Annotated in this window: 14 protein-coding genes and 4 pseudogenes; 5 read left to right on the top strand and 13 right to left on the bottom strand. The window is 67.1% G+C overall.

Going from position 1 to position 19,154, the window contains the following annotated elements; genetic code table 11:
- Nucleotides 1-13: 13 nt before the first annotated feature.
- The 4 genes and pseudogenes from PSR88_RS00240 to PSR88_RS00225 form a co-directional block, all read right to left on the bottom strand.
- Nucleotides 14-890, bottom strand: a pseudogene (locus PSR88_RS00240) (potassium channel family protein).
- Between the two features lie 55 nt (nt 891-945).
- Nucleotides 946-1,831, bottom strand: a pseudogene (locus tag PSR88_RS00235) (universal stress protein).
- Between the two features lie 73 nt (nt 1,832-1,904).
- Nucleotides 1,905-2,162, bottom strand: coding sequence for a hypothetical protein (locus tag PSR88_RS00230; protein WP_011593393.1), 258 nt, complete (start codon nt 2,160-2,162; stop codon nt 1,905-1,907).
- Between the two features lie 51 nt (nt 2,163-2,213).
- Entirely contained in the window at nt 2,214-2,804 is a 591-nt protein-coding gene (locus PSR88_RS00225; RefSeq protein ID WP_011593392.1) for an HPP family protein, read from the bottom strand.
- Nucleotides 2,805-2,982: 178 nt separating this feature from the next.
- On the opposite strand from PSR88_RS00225, the gene PSR88_RS00220 reads away from it, so the two are divergent.
- Both PSR88_RS00220 and PSR88_RS00215 read left to right on the top strand, forming a co-directional pair.
- The gene (locus tag PSR88_RS00220) at nt 2,983-4,086 is read left to right on the top strand and encodes a 3-oxoacyl-ACP synthase III family protein (RefSeq protein ID WP_016884270.1); all 1,104 of its coding nucleotides are present in this window, start codon (nt 2,983-2,985) and stop codon (nt 4,084-4,086) included.
- On the top strand, nt 4,070-4,945 hold the full coding sequence (locus PSR88_RS00215) for a 3-oxoacyl-ACP synthase III family protein (RefSeq protein WP_011593390.1): 876 nt from the start codon (nt 4,070-4,072) through the stop codon (nt 4,943-4,945). Before PSR88_RS00220 ends, PSR88_RS00215 begins: the two co-directional genes overlap by 17 nt.
- Before the next feature lie 23 nt (nt 4,946-4,968).
- Here PSR88_RS00215 and PSR88_RS00210 read toward each other — a convergent pair.
- The 4 genes and pseudogenes from PSR88_RS00210 to PSR88_RS00195 all read right to left on the bottom strand — a co-directional run.
- Nucleotides 4,969-5,307 (bottom strand): annotated as a pseudogene (locus PSR88_RS00210) (hypothetical protein); the annotation flags it as partial.
- Nucleotides 5,223-6,176: a 1-phosphofructokinase family hexose kinase gene (locus PSR88_RS00205; protein WP_016884273.1), complete on the bottom strand. Its 954-nt coding sequence runs from the start codon at nt 6,174-6,176 to the stop codon at nt 5,223-5,225. The pseudogene PSR88_RS00210 and the gene PSR88_RS00205, both read right to left, overlap by 85 nt.
- Nucleotides 6,177-6,225: 49 nt before the next feature.
- On the bottom strand, nt 6,226-7,740 hold the full coding sequence (locus PSR88_RS00200) for an AAA family ATPase (protein WP_342338016.1): 1,515 nt from the start codon (nt 7,738-7,740) through the stop codon (nt 6,226-6,228).
- A gap of 9 nt (nt 7,741-7,749) precedes the next feature.
- Complete coding sequence (locus tag PSR88_RS00195) at nt 7,750-8,307, bottom strand: GNAT family N-acetyltransferase (protein WP_016884275.1); 558 nt, start codon at nt 8,305-8,307, stop codon at nt 7,750-7,752.
- Between the two features lie 525 nt (nt 8,308-8,832).
- On the opposite strand from PSR88_RS00195, the gene PSR88_RS00190 reads away from it, so the two are divergent.
- Together PSR88_RS00190 and PSR88_RS00185 are read left to right on the top strand one after the other, a co-directional pair.
- Nucleotides 8,833-9,156, top strand: a complete 324-nt coding sequence (locus PSR88_RS00190) for a dsRBD fold-containing protein (protein WP_016884276.1) — start codon at nt 8,833-8,835, stop codon at nt 9,154-9,156.
- Nucleotides 9,157-9,355: 199 nt separating this feature from the next.
- Nucleotides 9,356-10,752 (top strand): annotated as a pseudogene (locus tag PSR88_RS00185) (heavy metal translocating P-type ATPase); the annotation flags it as partial.
- A gap of 12 nt (nt 10,753-10,764) precedes the next feature.
- On the opposite strand, the gene PSR88_RS00180 reads toward PSR88_RS00185, so the two are convergent.
- The 4 genes from PSR88_RS00180 to PSR88_RS00165 form a co-directional block, all read right to left on the bottom strand.
- Entirely contained in the window at nt 10,765-11,649 is an 885-nt protein-coding gene (locus tag PSR88_RS00180) for a universal stress protein (RefSeq protein WP_016884277.1), read from the bottom strand.
- A 120-nt stretch (nt 11,650-11,769) separates the two neighbouring features.
- Nucleotides 11,770-13,500 (bottom strand): GAF domain-containing sensor histidine kinase, encoded by a 1,731-nt coding sequence (locus PSR88_RS00175; RefSeq protein ID WP_009472551.1) that lies wholly within the window; start codon nt 13,498-13,500, stop codon nt 11,770-11,772.
- A 69-nt stretch (nt 13,501-13,569) separates the two neighbouring features.
- Nucleotides 13,570-14,217, bottom strand: a complete 648-nt coding sequence (locus PSR88_RS00170) for a response regulator transcription factor (protein ID WP_011593381.1) — start codon at nt 14,215-14,217, stop codon at nt 13,570-13,572.
- Nucleotides 14,218-14,316: 99 nt separating this feature from the next.
- Complete coding sequence (locus tag PSR88_RS00165; protein ID WP_237724186.1) at nt 14,317-14,604, bottom strand: hypothetical protein; 288 nt, start codon at nt 14,602-14,604, stop codon at nt 14,317-14,319.
- A 269-nt stretch (nt 14,605-14,873) separates the two neighbouring features.
- Here PSR88_RS00165 and PSR88_RS00160 point away from each other — a divergent pair, with 269 nt between their 5' ends.
- The gene (locus tag PSR88_RS00160) at nt 14,874-15,476 is read left to right on the top strand and encodes a hypothetical protein (RefSeq protein WP_011593379.1); all 603 of its coding nucleotides are present in this window, start codon (nt 14,874-14,876) and stop codon (nt 15,474-15,476) included.
- Between the two features lie 42 nt (nt 15,477-15,518).
- Here the strand turns inward: PSR88_RS00160 and otsB are convergent, their stop codons facing one another.
- Entirely contained in the window at nt 15,519-19,097 is a 3,579-nt protein-coding gene (gene otsB, locus PSR88_RS00155) for a trehalose-phosphatase (protein ID WP_411755673.1), read from the bottom strand.
- Nucleotides 19,098-19,154 lie beyond the last annotated feature (57 nt).

Genomic DNA, 19,154 nt, shown 5'->3' with positions numbered 1-19,154 from the left:
GGGCGGAAACTGTTCAGGGTGAGTAGATTCCCTCACTCTGCCTGACCTCGCGCCGAAGCGCATCGAGTTGCGGCGCAGTTCCGAGTGCAATGAGAATGGTGCCCGGGTCCAGACGTTGCTCCGGGGTGGGATCGGCGACGAACTGCCCCGTCGGTGACCACAACGCCATCAACAGTGAGCCGGTTGCGCCGCGAGGCCCGCTTCCGCCAGTGTTCGCCCGGCCAGCGGCGAGGCAGGCGAGACCTCGACCTCCTCGATCCGGTAATCCAGCGTCTCGTCGTGCATCACGACGTGCGAGAACTCGGCGACGTGTGGCTGGAGCGCGAAGGCACCCATCCGGCGCCCCCGATGAGATGAGGGTGACGACGCGGTTTGCTCCCGCCCGGATCAGAGCGTGGGCATGGCCGATTCCCGCCGCTTCGAGAACTTGATCGTCGGTGACATCCCCGACGACTGTCGGGACGTCGAGCTCGGCGAGGCGCTCCGGATCGCGATCGACGACGACGACCGGCATCCCGAGCGTGGCCAGATACTGCACTCCGGCCCGTCCGACCCGGCCGAAACCACAGACGATCGCGTGCCCGGTCATCCTGCTGATGTGTCTGTCCATTCGCCGACGCTCCATGTGCTGCCGTAGATACCCCTCGATCAGGGCTTCGAGGATTACTCCGAACGTGTACAGCGCCGTACCGGCACCTGCCAGTATGAGCAGGATCGTGAAGATCTGGCCCACCGCACCGAGTGGGTGAACCTCACGAAACCCGACCGTGCTTATTCGTCGTCACGGTTTGGTACAGCGCATCCAGCATGCCGAAGCCCAGGACGACATATCCGAGCGTGCCTGCAACGACGACGAACCCGAAGGCCCCCAATGCGCGGCCGATCCTCAGAAGGGACTCAACACGGTCCGCCCGGCGGGGACGACGGTGGAGGCGTCTCGTCTCGTCACCGGCGAACGATCAGCAGCGGGCAGGTCAGCGCGTGGAGGAGAGCCCGGCTCGTCGAACCGAGCAACAGTGAGGCGAACCCACCACGCCCCCGGCTGCCGGTCACCACCAACTGCGATTCCCGCGCTTGCTGGAGCAGGTGGTGAACCGGTCGATCTCGGACGACAACTTTGCGGACGGACACGTCCGGATATTTGTCCTTCCATCCGGCAAGTCTCTCCGACAGGACCGCCCGTTCAGCGGTTTCGATTGCCGACCAGGGAAGTTCGTTGTCGCTGGGATCGGCGGGGGTAACGGTCAACAGGCTGAAGTCGCTCCACGCGTGCACTGCCACGAGGTCGACGCCGCGCAGAGAGGCCTCCTCGAAGGCGGCCGCGATGGCAGGTTCGCTGTTCGGTGAACCATCGACTCCGACCACCACCGGGCCGTCCAACGGCGGCGCGTCCATTTCTGGCATTCCGCGAATCACCGCCACCGGGCAGGGTGCATGACTGGCAACCGCGGCGCTGACCGACCCGACCAGGCCGCCGGTGAACTCTCCGAGGCCACGGGAACCGGACCAGCATGCGCGCCGACTCGGCGGCGTCGAGCAGGGCCGCCACGGCCGAGCCGTGACGCAGCGACGTCCGGAGGGTGAGGTGGTTGCCGGGCACGCTCCGCCGGGCGAGTTCCGAAGCCGTGGCGAGACTCTGGGTGCCCGCATATTCCACGCCGCTGAACACGCCTGCGGAGAGGTTGACGGCGTCGCCGAACGTACCGGGCGCACCGAGGAGGGAGGACAACGGGGCTCGATGGTGGACGGCCGCGTCGGCGGCCCAGCGCACGGCGTCGAGTGAGTGCGCCGATCCGTCCACACCCACGACGATCGGTGAATCTGTTGTCATGTCGATACCTCGTCTCTGTTCGTTCGCGTCGGCCCGTCGAGACTGCGGTGCCGCGTGATCGCGGACCGGCCGGTCACAGCGAGTTCACACCGTGCAGGAGCAGGGCGGGCAAGCCCGGCACCAGCAGTCCGACACCGACCGACACGATCGCGGCGCCGACGACCCGTTGGTGCGGATTACGGAAAACGCCGAGTCCGATGAAGACGACCGCGGCTGCACCCCCGAGGACGGCGAGGGGAGATGTCATCGACAATGCGGCGAAGCCCACGACGGCGGCGGCCGCGACCCATGGCCATCGCAGATCTCCGGCGTCGAGATACCTTGCCTGCATTGCCGGCTCCTGCCCGGAGAAAACGAGGATCGGTGTGACATCGAGGTTCGGCTACTCGGGCGGGAAATGCACCTCGGCGATGCCCGGCACGGTATCGGCCAGTGCGGCGATGACATTTCGTTCCGGGTCCTGAGGCGTGACACCGTAGATCGCGGCGGAGCCGTGGGCGACGTCTACGCGCCATCGGCCGGCTCCACCGTAGACGTCGAGGCGGTGCTGCACTTCCTTTGCGACCTGAGCGTCGTCGGTCGTGAGGACGGCGATGAGATCGGGGCGGGTGACGATCCCGAGGATGTCGTGATCGTGGACGATGGGGATGCCGCGCAGCCGAGATCGAAGCATCGCGGATGCGAGTTCACTGACCTCCGCGTCGGCCGTCATCGCCACCACGGGACTGGCCATGACGTCGCCTGCGGACATCTCGTCAGGCTGCGGGTCGGTCCCGCGGTCCGCCCCGCCCAGCTCACGGAATCGTGCACGGAGCAGATCACCCTCGGACACGATGCCCACGAGATGCTTCCGCTCGTCGACGACCGGAAGCACCGTGAAGCCCGAACTTCCGACCAACCGAAGGCATTCGTCCACCGAGGTGGATCGGTCCACCGTGGTGACCGGGCTGCTCATGACGTGTCGTGCCTGCATGACGACTCCTCTCCTCGTCCCTCAGCGTCGGCGTGCCACCGTCACAGGACAAGGGTCCTAGGACCTCACCTCGTCGCATTCCTCGGTGCTGGTTCGAACGATCCCCCGGAAGGGTCCAAATGCCCTGGTGACGACATCGCCGATGCGCGATTGTGGAGTGAGCACGGAGGTGGGAAGAATGGTCAAGCGTTGGCTGGTCATGGAGACCGAGAACGACGACCGGCGAATGCCGTTCGCTACGCGTCTCGCCGGGGCCGGCCGGCATCTACCCACGACACATCTCACGACCACGGACCTGATGTCGACCACCCGTCACTCGACTCACATCGACCTCGAGCGGCTCACCGGGATCCGCGAGCGCCGGGTATCGGTGGGGGACGAAGACTCCTACACACTGGCGATCTCGGCGGCACTGGATTGCCTGGAACGGTCGAACCGGGACGCCGCGTCGATCGATGTAGTGGTCAGCTGCAGCATCACCAAGTTTCACGGCGGTCTCACCCAATGGCTCGAACCGACGATGAGTAGTGCGGTCGCCCAGGCGATCGGCGCGCCGGGGGCGATGACCTTCGATCTCTCGAACGCGTGCGCCGGCATGTTGACCGGTGTGACGGTGATGAACAACTGGATCCGTCAGGGAATCGTCGAACGGGCACTTGTCGTCAGTGGTGAGTACATTTCGCAGCTCGGACAGAATGCTGCCCAGCACATCCGGAACATCATGAGCAAGGAGCTTGCGTGCCTCACGCTCGGCGACGCCGGGGCCGCGCTGCTCCTCGAACGTGCCCCTGCCGGATCGGCCGGGATCGGTTTGGCCGGATTCACCACCGTCGCCGACTACAGTCGGCTCTGTCTCGCGTACCCGAAGGGCGACGACCCCGGCGCCCGAATGTTCACCAACTCGCGGGGGATCCAGCGGGCGGCGATCGCGGACACCCCGCTGTTGTTGCACGAGGTGCTCGACGCCGCCGGGATCTCCCTCCACGACATCGATCACGTGATCACACACCAAACCTCGGCGCGAGCGATCCGCAAAGGGATGGCCGAGGTGACCGCCACGCTGGGCGATTCTCCACGGCACGACGCGGTCATCACCGTCGACCGCTATGGAAATACGGCCTCGACGACCCACACCGTCGCGCTGGTCGAGGAACTCGAAGCAGGCCGCATCCGAGCGGGTGAGACCGTGGCGTTGATCGCCCTCGCATCGGGTTTGGAGATCGGCGTCGTTCTGCTGACCCTGGACGAGGAATTGGTGGCACGCTATGGGCACAGTCATTGATCGGCTCGACGTCACACGAGGCGGCTGGCGTACCCGCCACAGTGCATTGCATCTCGCGGTGTCGGCCGCCCAGACCTGCCTCGAACGGGCCGGTCGGAATGCCGACGACCTGGACCTGCTCGTCAACGTCGGGTTGTACCGCGACCGGAATCTGGGAGAGCCCGCCCTCGCGGCGCTCATCCAGGAAGATATCGGTGCCCACCCGGAGGACCCCCACGACGACACGCACGGGACCTTTTCCTTCGATGTCGCAAACGGATCCTGTGGGGCTCTCAACGGTCTGCAGATCGTCGACGGATTCCTGCGGTCGCACACGATCAACTGGGCGCTGGTGGTTGCCAGTGATGCCGATCCCGGACGTGGGATGAGCGAGCACTTTCCGTTTGCGCCGACGGGTGGAGCCATCCTCTGCCGCTGGACCGACGACGAATTCGGCCTGGGGCCCGTCCATTGGGTGAATTGCTCCGACGCCGGTGAAAGCTTCTGTGCCACCGTCGGACTCGAGGATTCCCGGAACGTACTGCGATTCCGGGAGTCGGATTCGATGGACGAGCGATTCGCGACCGCCGGAGCGCAGGCGGCGAGGGAATGCCTGGAGGCATCCTCCCTCGAGCTCGCCGATGTCGATCTGATCGTGGCCGCTCCCGCCCGGCCGAAGTTCCGCGCGGCGCTCGCCGAGCACCTGGGTGTCCCCGTGCCGCGGATCGTGGTCGCCTATGACGAACGGATGCATACCGCGTCCCTCGTGGCGGCCCTGGACCGCCGGACGGGTGGTATCCCGGCCGGGAACCGTGTCCTGATCGTCGCCGTGGGTGCAGGGGTCACCGCCGGCGCCGCCCTGTACAGCGAACACCCCTGAGCCCGGGCAAAGGCATCGTCGGGTCAGCCGGCCGCGCCGTGCCCGACACCCTGCATCGCCGCGTGCTCGTGCAGCGCGAGTTCGGCCTCGTGGTTTGCCGGTTGGAGATCGAACACGACCTCGTGGACGGTTCCGGTGAACCGGTACGGGGCCTTGTCCTCGTAATCGCGGTCGACGACCAGGCCGTTGTCGCGGCCCACGTCCATTCCCGCGTACGAACTGAAGGCCGAACTACGCGGAACTGAGCGCGGCCGGTCTCCATCTCGCACACGCCTGACTATCCGACGATGGTGCCCGCGGCGGATCCGTCGGTGAGCAGTTGATAGAACCGCTCGACGTCGGGTCGCCGGCACAGGGCGGTGCCCGGTGTCTGCAGCATGGCCCCCCCCGCGGCGATCCCGTACCGCACCGAGTCGCTCAACGAACGACCGTGTGCCAGGCCGCACACCACACCGGCGACCATGCTGTCGCCTGCACCGACACCGCTGACCACCGGGACTTGGACCGACGGGAAATGCTCGTCGCGGTCCCGTGTGACCAGCAGAGCGCCATCGGCACCGAGCGAGAGGACGACGATCTGGGAGACCCCCCGGTCGATGACTTCCCGAGCCGCTGCCACCTGGTCGTCGATCGCCGACAACTCCCGCCCCGTCCAGTCCCGGAGTTCGCGAATGCTCGGTTTGACGAGAAACACACCACCCCGAAGTTGTCTCAGGGCCGGACCGGACGTATCGACGATGACTCGCGCACCGAGGTCGCCGACGACGTCTGCCACCTGCTGGTAGAAATCGGCGGGCACACCCGGTGGCAGACTTCCGCTCACCACCACATAGTCGGCGCCCGACGCGACCTCGATGACCAGGTCGAGACAGGCCACCTGTTCCCTTGCGGTCACTGTTGGTCCCGGCAGGACGAAACGGTACTGCAGACCCGTCTCGTTCTCGTTGATCGTCAGGCTCTCCCGTGTGGAACCGCGGATCGTCAGACTCCGGATCTCGACGCCCTCGGTGGCCACGAGATCCTCGAGGGCCCGGCCTGTATGGCCGCCCGAAGGAAACACCGCCGTCGCGGGAGTTCCGAGAACGTGCAGTACCCGGGCCACGTTCAGTCCGCCGCCGCCGGGATCTCGGCGAGGCGCGCCGCAGCGCACCTTGTCGGTCGGCACCACCCGGTTCGTGCTCGTGGTGATGTCGAGCGCAGGATTCATCGTCAACGTCACGATGTCGGGCATGGGCTCTCCTGTCGTCGGGCAAACCGTGACCGGCGAACGGTAGCTGTGACTACTCATCTCGCCACCCCGACGTGGAATGCCAGATCCGCTCCGCCGTCTGCACGCTGTCCCCGGCGGCCGTGTCCGTGTCGACCGCGGTGGCCGAGGGCCACGCCGTGGCACTCGCGGCCATCGCGTCGTACACGGCGGGGGTGGCGTCCGAGTCGCCGGTTGGACGGCTCCCGATTCTCGCGATCGCCATGGCGCGTGGTGCCCTGCACTCGAGTTCGACGAGATCGCTGTGGGTGCAGGAAGCGACGAGCGCAGCGCGCTCCCGGCGCATCGGTTGTGTCCACGACGCATCCAGCACGACCGACCTTCCCGCCGTGAGATGGTCGCGAGCGCGCCGCAGCACCTCGGCGTAGGTGCGGTCGGTCATGGTGCCGCTGTACAAGCCCTCAACGAATCCGGCCACCTGACGGGAATGCGGATCGAGGCCGTCGAGTTCCTTGCGGACGTGGTCGCTGGAGATGACGACGGATCCGGTGACGTCAGCCAACTTGCGCGACAGCGTGGACTTTCCGGTGCCGGGCAGCCCACCGACCAGTGCCATTCGCACGGTTCCCGCGCGCAGCTGCCGCAACGCGAGGTTGCAGTGCGCCCGGGCATCCTCGCCGGCCGCGCGGGAACCCTGCGTGTACCGCAGGCAGGCCACCTTCGCGCGGACGAACGCCCGATAGGCGATGTAGTGATGCTGCAATGATGCCGGCGGCTCATCGCGTGCCGCGGCGCAATACCGATCGAGAAACCGCAACCCCAGGTCTTCGCGTCCCAGGTACTCGAGATCCATGGCGAGGCATGCCGCGTCGTCGATACAGTCGACGTGGCGTAGGTGGTCGTCGAAGTCGAGGCAGTCGAGAATGCGCGGCCCGTCTGCGAGGCAGAAGATGTCGTCCGCCAGAAGATCGCCGTGACCATCGACTATCCGGCCTTCCCGAACGCGGTACTCGAACAGCCGTTTCCGCCCCTTCAGATACCTGAGGGCCCGCGCCTGCACCTCGTGGACGTCCGCCGCCGGGAGGACATCGCACCGGTAACTCGTCACTTCGGAGACGTTGGCTCGCCACCGTGCGGCCACCGCTCCGGGCGTGGCGTCACAATCGATCTCCGCAGACTGCTCCGCCCCGGCGTGGAATCGGGCGACGACGGCGGCGATCGCATCCACCTGCGCGGTGGTATCGTCGCCGCCCCCGCCGACCAGCCGGGCCAGTCGTCGGTCCGACGGCATCCGGCGCATCTTGACCAGCGCTTCGGTCGGCCCTCCGGCTGGGTCCGTCAATTCGGCGACTCCGAGATACACGTCGGGGCACAGCCTGCGGTTCAATGTCACTTCACGCTCACAGGCCGCGCGACGCCTTTCGGCGGTGCCGAAGTCGGCGAACGCCGTCCGGATCGGCTTCTTCGCCTTGAAGACGACATCACCGACCATGACGACATAGGCGGTGTGCGTCTCGACTCCGCTCACCTCGAGTCCACCGACTGCCTGCGGTGGCGAACACCTCTGAGTTCTCTCGGTCGCCGACATGAGGGTTCGTCACATCACGACGGGCCGGCGCCGCGCCGAAGGTCCGTCAGCCTGCGCGTCCTCATCGAGGTCGAGGTCGAGGTGAAGTGTGGTCCCGTCGCGACGCAGCGCGTGGGCCCACCCCCGGTCTCGGATCACCTCGAGCATCAAGGTGTTCTGCGCCAGCACCTCCGCCGTCATCCGCTCGATGCCGTGCGCCCGCGCGGCGTCGACGAGCCGGGTCAGCAGCATCGTTCCGATTCCGTGCGATTGGTACTCGTGATCGACCACCAGCGCGAATTCGACCGGCGTCGAGTCGTTGTCCAACTGGTGTGCCGGGCTCACGTAGTTCGCGACTCCTACCAGGATGCCGCCGATGAAGGCGCCCAGTGCGCAATGCCGGGGGTCTTGCAGGCACAGTGACTCGGCCAGATCCTCGAGATGCTTCGGACGGGCTCCGAAGAACCTCAGGTAGGCGTCGTGCTGGTCCATCCGCTCGTGTAGAGACTGCACGTCGTCTCTGTCGGTGGGTCGAAGGGAGCGCACGACGACGCCCGTGGTGACCGCGTGCGGCGTTCGGGTTTTCATGCACCGTCACCTCCGTCGTCGGCCGTCGGAATTCATTCAAGCGTGGCGGCGGACGCGGCGTCAGAGCCTTTGGTCCTCGACTACGGTCCTTCGCCTCTATTGCCGATGTCGGTGGGTTCGCGATGCTGAAGGAAACCAAGGGCGCCCTACCGGCATCGAAAGATCCTCGAAACGCAATGACCAGCACGAGCAGTGACACGGAGACCACGGCGATGGTGCACACGCAGGCGCCGGTGGTGGAGCGGCTGATTCCCGAGTTCGAGGGGAGTTTCACGCGGGATGCGATTGCTCGGACAGTGGCGGGCAGTATTGCGGATCTCGCGAGGGTGCCGATCGCCGACATGCCGGAATTGGCCGAACGGGTTGCCCGGCAACGGCTCTTCACGGCACTCGAACGGCACCCTGAACGGTCGTCGTCCGGCCGTTGTGAGCCCACACCGGACAACCGAGTGATCGTGTCCCACCGATCCGGAGGACCGGGCCCGTTACCGAGCGTCACCACACGGCAATCGAACAGGAGAGGCCATGACGGACCAGCGGCATGGGCGCGATGTGCAAGGGTCCGGGGCGGCGGTGACCAGACCGGTGCCCGCGACCACGTGGCCCGTGGAGATCGAGATACACGAACCCGACGCGGAGCAGACCTGCTCCCGGGCCACGGCGCGCCTGCGCCCGCACGGCAAGGCCCTCCTCGAAGGGCAGGGAGAGGCCGGCTGCCACTCTCGACACGCCGACACAGTGCAGGTCAGTCGCCAGATGGCCGCCGCTCGTGCTTTGACCGACCTTGCGCACCAATTGTTCGAGCTGGCAGCCACACAGGACGCGGCTGCGTGCGGACACGGACTGTGATCAGCGGCTATGAGCATGATTCCCACATCGTCGTCCACCCCCGGGGCGGCACCGAACTTCACCGACTACGGCGGTGAACGCACACGGTTCTCGTGGTCTGACCTCGAGCGTCGACTCGGACCGGCCCCCGGCGGCTGCAACATCGCCTACTACGCGGTCGACCGGCACGACTGCGGTCCGCAGCGGGACAAGGTCGCGTCGAGCGCGGACCCTGGTGATGGACAAGACGGGAACGCTGACGACCGGCAGGCCGTCCGGGCTCGACGTCGCGGCCGCCCCCGGCCACGATCCCGACGAGGTACTCCGACTCGCCGCCGCTGTCGACCAGTTGTCGCCCCACGTTCTCGCCGAGTCGATCGTCCACTTCGCGAGGGCGAGGGGCTGCGCGCTGCCACTGCCCACCGATGTCAGCGAGCAGGCCGGAGCCGGGGTCAGCGGCGTCGTGAACGGTCGTGCCGTCAAGGTCGGTGCGGACCACGGCGTGTTGCCGGACTGGGCGGAGGCCGTCTCGACACGATCGGCCCTGGACGGCGCAGGGTTGCCTGGGTTCAGATCGACAGCACTCTGGCCGGGGCGATCCTGCTGCGGGATCCGCTTCGTCGAGACGCGCCTCGCACATTGCGCCGACTGCGGGCGGCCGGGCTGAACCGACTGATCATGCTGACCGGTGACCGCCGCGCACCGGCCCTCGAGATCGGGTCGATCGTCGGACTGGACGCCGTGCTCGCGGAGCAGACGCCTGTGGACAAGGTGGCAGCAGTGCGGGAGGAGAAGCGCCGGGCCGTCACGATGATGGTGGGGGACGGGATCAACGACGCACCGGCATTGGCGGCGGCGTCGGTCGGAGTGGCGATGGGCGCGCGCGGCGCCACCGCCAGTTCCCAGGCCGCCGACATCGTGCTGACGACCGACCACCTCGCCCGGTTGGCGGACGCCATGGAGATCGCACGGCGGTCGAGGCGGATCGCGATCCAGAGTGCCGGCATCGGTATGACGCTGTCGCTGCTGGCAATGATTGCCGCGGCGTTCGGCTGGATCGCTCCCGCGCCGGGCGCCCTACTGCAGGAGGGGATCGATGTGGCGGTCATCCTCAATGCCCTGCGCGCCCTTCGGGGCGGCCGATCCCGCGAGCTCGCGGTCACCCGGGAAACCGGTCTGCTGCTGCAGCGTTTCAACCGTGAACACGACGACCTGCGGGGAGCCCTGACCCTGATCCGTGACGCGGCAGAGCAGGTGAGTAGCCAACCCGGACCCGAGACGGTAGCGGCGGTGCGGAAAGCACACACCGTGCTGGTGGAGCAGGTCCTGCCCCATGCGCGCGCCGAAGAGACCCAGCTGTATCCCGCGCTGGCGGAGGCGTTCGGGACGGCCGAAGCCACCGCCCCGATGAGCCGAGCGCACGCGGAGATCGATCGGCTCAGCCGACGCCTGAAAACTCACCTCGGCGCCGTCGAGGCGCACGGCGGAGTCCGCCCGGATCAGCGTGACGACCTTCTCGCGTGCCTGTATGGACTGTATGCGGTGCTGCGTCTACATTTCGCCCAGGAGGAAGAGGACTACTTCGCGCTGGCCCCGGGAATCGAGGACGAGCGCTGACCGGCGTCGGCGCTACCGAACGACGAGGAGCGGGCACCGGACGGAGTGCATCAGGGCCCGGCTCGTCGATCCCAACAGCATGCTGGTGAATCCGCCGCGTCCGCGACTACCGACAACGAGAAGTCGGGCGTTGTCGGCTTGTTCGCGCAAGTTGCGTACCGGCCGGTCCATGACGACCATCGTCCGCACCTTGACGTCGGGAAAATCCTCGGCACGGCCGGCGAGACTCTCCGACAGCAGGGCCGTCTCCTGGGTGACGATCTGCTTCCACCCGGAAACGCCGTCGACCTCCCCGTGCGGCACCGGGAGGTCGACGTCGGACCAGGCGTGCACGGCGACCAGTTCGCACCGGCGCAGGCCGGCCTCGGCGAAGGCCATCGAGACGGCGGGCTCGCTGTGCGCCGAACCGTCCACCCCCACGACGACAGGCCCCTCGAGGCGGGTGACCTCGGAATCGGGAAGATCGTGGATGATCGCCACCGGGCACGGTGCGTGGGTGGCGACCGCGGCGCTGACCGATCCCAGGAAGCCGCGCTCGATGATTCCCTGCCGGTTCGAGCCGACGACGACCATCGCGGCGGATTGCGCTCTCTCCAGGAGTTCCCCGGCCGGCGTTCCGGTGCAGAGGGTGGTGTGCAGGTCGAGGGACTGCCCGGGCACCGTCCGGCCGGCGATCTCCGCCGCGACGGCCAGCCGGTTCTTCCCGTTGCGTTCCTCGTCGTCGAAAAAGCTCTCCGGCATGCCGATCGGCACACCGTAGGCGCCCGCCACGAACGTGGTCGTGACGATCGACAGCGCGGAGTTCCGCAACGCCGCCTCCTGCGCGGCCCACGCCACCGCCTGGAGCGAGGACGGTGACCCGTCTGTTCCGACGACGATCGCGCGATGGGGCGCCATGATGTTCTCCTCGAGGAAGCTCGCGGCAGATGTTGCCGCTACTCTCATCGTGACTGTGTGTCCGTGGTCGGCGTAGGGGAGAAGGTCCCCACCTCGGCGGACGGGCGTGCCGCTCCCTGCTCACGGGAGCGGCGCCGACCACCGGAGAGTGGTGCCGCCACCGGGTGTGGTGTCGATGGTGAAGTGCCCGTTCACTTCCCGCGCCCGGATAGCCAGGTTTTCCAATCCACTGGTGACGGCGTTCTCCACGAAACCTTTGCCGTCGTCCGCGACCTCGATGGCGAGATCGTCATAGACGGAGATGCTGACCGTGACCGTTTCGGCTCCTGCATGCCGTACCGCGTTGCTCAACGCCTCACGTAGGACGGCCTCGGCGTGCTCGGCGAGCGCGGCGTCGATGACGGACAGCGGCCCGGACATGTGCACGGTCGTGCGGAGTCCGGAATCCGCGGTGGTCTCGGCGACGATCTCGTGCAGCCGCCGCCGGAACTGGGTCATCCCCCCCGAACCGCCGTGAAGGTCGAAGATGGCGGTACGGATATCACGCACGATGTCGTGAAGGTCGTCGATCGACTGTTCGAGCCGCTGCTTGACGATCGGAGCCTTCGCCCTCTGCAAGGTGCTCTGCAGCGACAGGCCGACCGCGAAGAGGCGCTGAATGACGTGGTCGTGGAGGTCGCGCGCGATGCGATCCCGATCGGACAGGACGTCGAGCTCACGCATTCGGCGTTGACTGTTGGCCAGCTGCAACGCGACGGCCGCCTGGTCTGCGAACCCCGACATCAGCGCCAGCTGGTCGTCGGTGAACGGCAGAGCGTCGACGTGGCGGAGCGTCACCAGCACCCCCGTCACCGATTGCGCGGCACGCAGCGGCAGCGCCAGCGCCGGACCGAACCGGGTTCCCGTCTCGAACCCGGGGTCGAACGCCAGCGCCGTGACGCGAAGCGGTGTCCGTTCGCGGAAAGCCTCGCCGGACGTGGATTTGTCGACCGGGATCGTCCGGCCGATGATCCGATCCGACACCGTCCCCGCCGATGCCGTCACCACGAGCTCGGTGACCTCGTCCGACGGGATGTCGGGATCGTCCGGTACCGCGAGAAAGGCACTGTCGGCGCCGGTGAGGGCAAGGGCGTCGTCGGCGATCACCTGCAGCACCTCGGCGGTCTCGCTGCCCGCGAGTAGTTCGGTCGCGATCTCCCGCGTCGCTTCGAGCCACGCCTGCCTCGTCCGGGACTCCTCGTACAGGCGGGCGTTCTCGATCGCGATCCCGGCCGCGGCCGCGAGCGCGCGGAGAAGGACCTCGTCGTCCTCGGTGAACTGTGACCCGTTAGCCTTCTCCGTCAGATACAGATTCCCGAACACCTCGTCCCGGATCTGAATGGGAACTCCCAGAAAGGTTTTCATCGGCGGGTGCTCGGCCGGGAATCCCACCGACGCGGAGTGATGAGACAGGTCATCCAGCCGGACCGGCTTCGGATTGGTGATGAGAAAACCGAGGACCCCGCGACCACGGGGCAGGTCGCCGATACGCTCGCGGGTCTCCTCGTCGATGCCCTCGAAGACGAACTCACTCAGGCCCCCACCCGGGCCGAGCACCCCCAGCGCGCCGTAGCGGGCATCCACCAGATTGATCGCAGCATGGACGATGGTGTGGAGCGTGTTGTCGAGGTCGAGTCCCGACGTGACCGCGAGCATCGCCTCGAGCAGCCCGTCGACGTGATCTCGGGCATCGACGATCTGCTCGATGCGCTCCTGCACCTCGGCCAGGAGCTCACGGAGCCGAAGCTCGGACAGACTACCGAGTAACGGACCTCGGTCGCCCGCATCCGGTTGACGGGTCACACGACGCATTGTCCCACGTAGCGCCATGGCGGGGAGCCGGAACAACCACTGGACGCACAACCGACCCGGTCTGATCCGTCAGGTGCCGGACTGTCTCGACTGCATCTTCGTCGCGAGCACCGCGGCCTGAGTCCTGCGCTCCACACCCAGCTTGGTCAGCAGCCGGGACACGTAGTTCTTGACGGTCTTCTCGGCCAGAAACATCCGCGCCGCGATCTGACGGTTCGTCAGCCCCTCACCGAGCAGGGCGAGGAGTGTCCGTTCCTGATTTGTCAGATGCCCGAAGATTCCATCCTTCTCACCAGCGTTCGCGCGGACCTTCACCATCAGAGCAGCGGCGGCGCGACTGTCGAGGAGTGACCTGCCGGCCCCGACGTCGTGGACCGCCCGGGTCAGTTCCATGCCCCGGATGTCTTTCACGACGTATCCACTGGCCCCGGCGAGAATCGCGTCGAGCATCGCCTGGTCGTCCGAGAACGAGGTGAGGATGAGGCAGTGCAATTCCGGCATGAGCGAGTGCAGTTCACGGCACAGCTCGATTCCATTGCCGTCGGGCAGTCGGACGTCGAGGACTGCGACGTCCGGTTTCAGGGCCGGCACTCGTGCCATGGCCTGAGAGTAGGAGGCGGCTTCACCGACGACGGTCAGATCGGGGTCAGCGGTGAGGAGGTCGGCGATTCCGCGCCGGACGACCTCGTGATCATCCACGAGAAAGACGTTGATCATGCCGCAACCTCCAGTCTTTGCTGTGTGATCGCTCCGGGAAATCAGACTACGCCGAGATCAGCTGGCATCCGAAGCCTCCCACTCGAGGCCCTCCGATGGTCATCGAGCAGTGGAACGAACCGGGCGCGTCCCATGCCGGCGTGGTCGATGGGGCATCAACATGGCCGCCGCCAGGCCGACGGTGGCGACAAGTGTCGCGGCAGCGCCGACTCCGACGAGCGGGGTTGCGAGCCAGGCGCCGAACAGGACGACAAGGCCGGCGGCCGCTGCCCCTGTCACCACGGAGAGTGCGAACCCGGCGGGATGCACGTACAGAAACTCCTCGGGTTCGTCGTCTCGGCGGTGACGATCGTCGCACGGCGATGCGGTGGCGTGGCCTTCGAACATGATGTTCCTCGTTCCCTCGCCGACGGGCTCAGATGTCGTGCGTCGGCCTCTTCCACAACGGTGCGATAACGGCGCGCGCAATTCCAGGGCCGAAAGTCACCACGTCACTGTTGTCGGCTATTCGCGGGAGGGTGACGACAGGTGTGACGCTCGGCCACTCGTCCGGGGCCGGTCACCCCTGCCCATGACCTTGTGCTCTAGGCCGTCCTCCTCGCCCGCGGAAGACTCGGAAACAGGAGGACGGAGGAGGACGGTCCGAGGAGGCTGTGATGACCATCGATCAGGCACTGCGCTGGTGGCGTCTGGCGCCCTGGAGTCGAAATCCCCTCATGCGTGCCACCGACCGTTGCGACTCCGTCGTCGCGGCCGTCCTGATCACCGTCGTCCTGATCGTGGTCCCGTTCGCGGCGGCGTTCGGAACCGTGACGTACACCGGTTTGGCCGAACGGTCTCACACCGAACTTCAGACGAGGCATGCACAGTCCGCCGTTCTCGTCGATGATCCGCGACAGGTGGTGGTCGCCGACGCGCGCAGCCGCTCACCGGAGACGCAGGACCGTGGGACAGCTCAGTGGAAGGCACCGGACGGCACCCTGCGCTCGACCGCCGTGGAAACCAGACCCGGGACGCACCGCGGCGACACGGTGACGGTGTGGGTGGACACGAACGGCAACGTCGTCGCCGAGCCCCGGTCGGGAGTGCAGAACGCGGCGATCGCCGTGAGCGCGGCCCTGTCGGTGTGGGCGGGTGCGGCGGTCGGCGCCCTCCTGCTGTACTCCGGGGTGCGGTGGATCAGCGGCCGAAGCCGGATGCGGCAGTGGGATCGGGAATGGAACGATCTCGGCCGCACACCGGGATGGCCGGTCAGTTGACCGACCGACGCGCCGGTCGTGAACGGCCCGCCTCGACGGTGCCTAACCCAGACTGACCGTGCACCCCGGTTCCAGACGAACGACCTGATCGCGACACGAGATCTCGATCGCGCGTTGATTTCCGGCGCCCGCACTGACCTGAACGCGCCGACCGCTGATCGTCAGCCACAGCTGGTGCCCGCGATAGACGATCGGAAATTCGAGCGCACCGAGCGTATGCGGCCATTCCGGGCTGAACACGAGGCGGTCACCGCGCGTTTCCAGTCCCGTGAAGCAGCGCTGCAGCAGGTCGATGCTTCCCGCCATCGCCGCCAGGTGGATCCCCTCGGAGGTCGTGCCGCCCTGGATGTCGGTGATGTCGGACGCGAGAACCCTGTCGAAGAATTCCATGGCCTTGTCACGGTTGGCGCGGGCCAGCACCCAGGAATGCACCACCGCACTGAGCGTGGAACCGTGTGAGGTCCGCGCGATGTAGTAGTCGATGGTGCGCGGGATCGCCTCCGGTTCGAGCTGATATCCGAGGCGCCCGAACAGATCTCGCAGTTCGTCGGCGGACAGCAGATAGAACAGCATCAACACGTCGGCCTGCTTCGACGCCCGGTACCGGTTGACATCGTCTCCCTCCGCCTCGAGGATTCGGTCGAGCCGCTGAATGTCGGTGTACCGCTGCCGGTAGCCGGCCCAGTCCAGTTCCGCCAGCGCCTCGTACCCCTCGAACTGACTGATGACCCGATCGTGGAAGGGAACGAACATGCGGCGGCTCACGTCTGCCCACCGGGCCATCTCGTGGGCATCCAGGCTCAGGGTGTCCACCAGATCGGCCCGGTCCGGGGCCGGAATCATATCGAGGGCCTCTCGCGCCCGGAGGATCACCCACACGGCCATGACGTTGGTGTACGCGTTGTTGTCGACTCCCTCGTGCGGTGCGTCGGGGTAGCCGGAATGAAACTCGTCCGGCCCCATCACCCCGCGGATGGTGTAGCGACGCCGCGCCGACTCGTAGGAGGCGAGGCCGGCGAAGAATCGGGCGATCTCCACCAGCATCTCGGCGCCGAAATCACTGAGAAACTCGAGATCCCCGGTGACCTGGTAGTAGTTCCAGACGTTGTAGGCGATCGCGATGCCGATGTGGTGCTGGCGCCAACTCGGGTCCGGGAGCCAACGACCGGACCGCGGGTTGAGATGCACTTGCTGGCTTTCCTCCCGGCCGTCGCTGCCCGACTGCCACGGGAACATGGCGCCGCGATGACCGGCCGCCCGCGCGGCCCGGCGGGCCTCCGGCAGACGACGGTACCGGTAGCGCAGCAACGACCGGGTCAAGGTAGGCACCCGCAGGTTCAGGACCGGGAAGACGAACAACTCGTCCCAGAAGACGTGGCCGCGGTACGCCTCACCGTGCAGTCCCCGGGCGGGCACACCGACATCGAGGTCCGCGGTGTTCGGCGACACCGTCTGCAGGAGTTGCATCTGGTGGAGCCGGGCGATGCGCAGCCCGTCCTGGTAGTGGCCGAGGGAGATTCCGATGCGGTCCCACAGGTGCTCCCAGGCCAGGACGTGACCGTCCAGCACTTCCTCGAACCCACCGATCGACGGCACCCAGCGTGCCGCTTCGTCGGCCGGTTCGGACAGTGCGTGATCGCGCCCGGTGAACACGGTCACCATCTTCTCGAACGTGACGGACTCACCCTCGGTGAGATCGACCGTCAGGTCGTGGCCGATGCGCCCGTCGTCATCGTGCAGACGGTAGGTGCATTCGCGGTGTCGATCGCGGGGCGACAGCGTGGTCCGTGCCGCCATGGCCACCGGTATCCGCGACTGGGTGGTCTGCATCGCCAGCAGGACGGTATCCGCCGACAGCGCGCCGGACTGGAGCGGCGCGAGATGCTCGGCGGCGAGATCCCGGTACCGCTCGACGAGGGTGTTGCGGACCGCACCGTCGAGAGCCGAACGCACCTCGAACGAGCCGGACCAGTTCTCGGCGACGATCGTCGTCTGCAGTGCACACACGTGGGGGAGATGCATGGCGACGAATCTCCGCTGGATGACCGACGTCGTTCGCCCGGCGCCGTCGCGGTACCGGAACCGGCGGGTGAGTACGGCGCGACGCAAATTGAGGTACTGGCGGTACTCGAGCAGGTCGGTGGCGTCGACGTCGAACCACGGCCCGCCCTCGATGCGAAAGGTCGTCGTCAGCCAGTTCGGGGCATTCACCATGCTTTCGTTCACGATCTCCGTCCCGGCACGTTCGTCGCGTAAGCGGTTGTACAGACCCGCGATATAGGTGCCCGGGTAGTGGACGGAGCCGGCCGTTGCCTCGGGTGCGCATCCGCGAGTCGCGAAGTAGCCGTTCCCCAGAGTGCAGATGGCCTCCCGTAACTTCTCGGTCGCGGGGTCGTAGCCGTCGTAGAACAGCATCCAGGCATCGGCCGTGGCTGCGGTCTCGGGGTCGCGACCGAGGAGATCCGCGAGCCGCTGCAGCAGTTCGCGGACCTGGGCCGGGTCGTTCACGGCGAATCGTGCCGCCGACCGTCGATCCCCGACCTCCGTGCTGCGGACGACGATCCCCACCCCGTTCGTCGTCACGGCGTCGAAGGCGTCCTCGTCGGTGAGGTCATCGCCGATGTAGATCGGAAGTAGGGACTTCGCGTCGTGGATGTGCTCGAGGACCCAGTTCAATGCGCGTCCCTTGTCCCAGTCGACGTCGGGACGGAGTTCGACGACCTTGCGACCCCCGGTGACCCGCAGGCGGACCTCCCCGGTGGTGGCGACGTCATGGACCGTGGCGACGACCTCGTCGATCCGGTCGGGGGCAACGTTGCGGTAGTGGACGGCGACGGTGTATTTCTTCGGTTCGATCAACACGCCCGGCACGTCTCGGAGGCGGTCGGTGAGGGCGCGGGTGGCGTGATGCAGCAACGGTACCGCGGCGAGAGCGTCGGGATTCTGGTAGTACTGCCCCTGCGGTCCGGCCAGTTCGAATCCGTGGCTGCCCGCATACCAGATGTCCGCCAGACCGACCCGTGTCTGCACGTCCGCGAGGTCGCGTCCGCTGATCACCGCCACCGGGCACTCGTGTGTCAGCCGAACCAGCTCGTCGCCCACACCGTCGACCAGGACGGCCTTCGACGGGTCGGACACGATGTTCGCGAGTGTGCCGTCGAAGTCGAGAAACACTGCGGGCCTGCGGATCCGGAGGAGGGCGGTCAGTTCATGCCGCGACGTCAGAGCGTCCGGAATCTCGGACAGCCGGAGATCGCTCGCACGGAACTGGATCTCGGAGGGGTCGGCGACAACGAAATCTGCTCCGCACCGTGCCAAGTCGTCGGCGCGGCGGTCGTGCCCGACCCCGATGACAAGTGCGAAGCCGCCCCGCCTGGCCGCGGCTGCCGCCTCCGCGGAGGCCGTGACGACCACAGCACCGCCCGGATGTGCGCCCAGTCGGTCGGCGGCGTCGACCGGCGACGCGCCGTCGACCCGAACCGGAAACAGGTCGGCGATCCTTGCGATGTCGAGCACCGGTCGAACGTCGCGATCGGCCGAGAAGACCGCGGTCGCCACCCCGAGACTCTGCAGCTGACGGACGAGTGCTCTCGTGGTGTCGGTCCGCGCGGACTCGGTCATCGCGACGTCGAGGTCGAAGATCACCGCATCGTGCCGTCGCAGATCGATCCCAGCGTG

This window comes from Rhodococcus sp. DK176 (genome assembly GCF_038447315.2).
Classification (GTDB): Bacteria; Actinomycetota; Actinomycetes; order Mycobacteriales; family Mycobacteriaceae; genus Rhodococcus_F; species Rhodococcus_F jostii_A.
The sequence above is the reverse complement of the archived record's forward strand: the minus strand, read 5'-3'. Positions and strand labels throughout refer to the sequence as shown.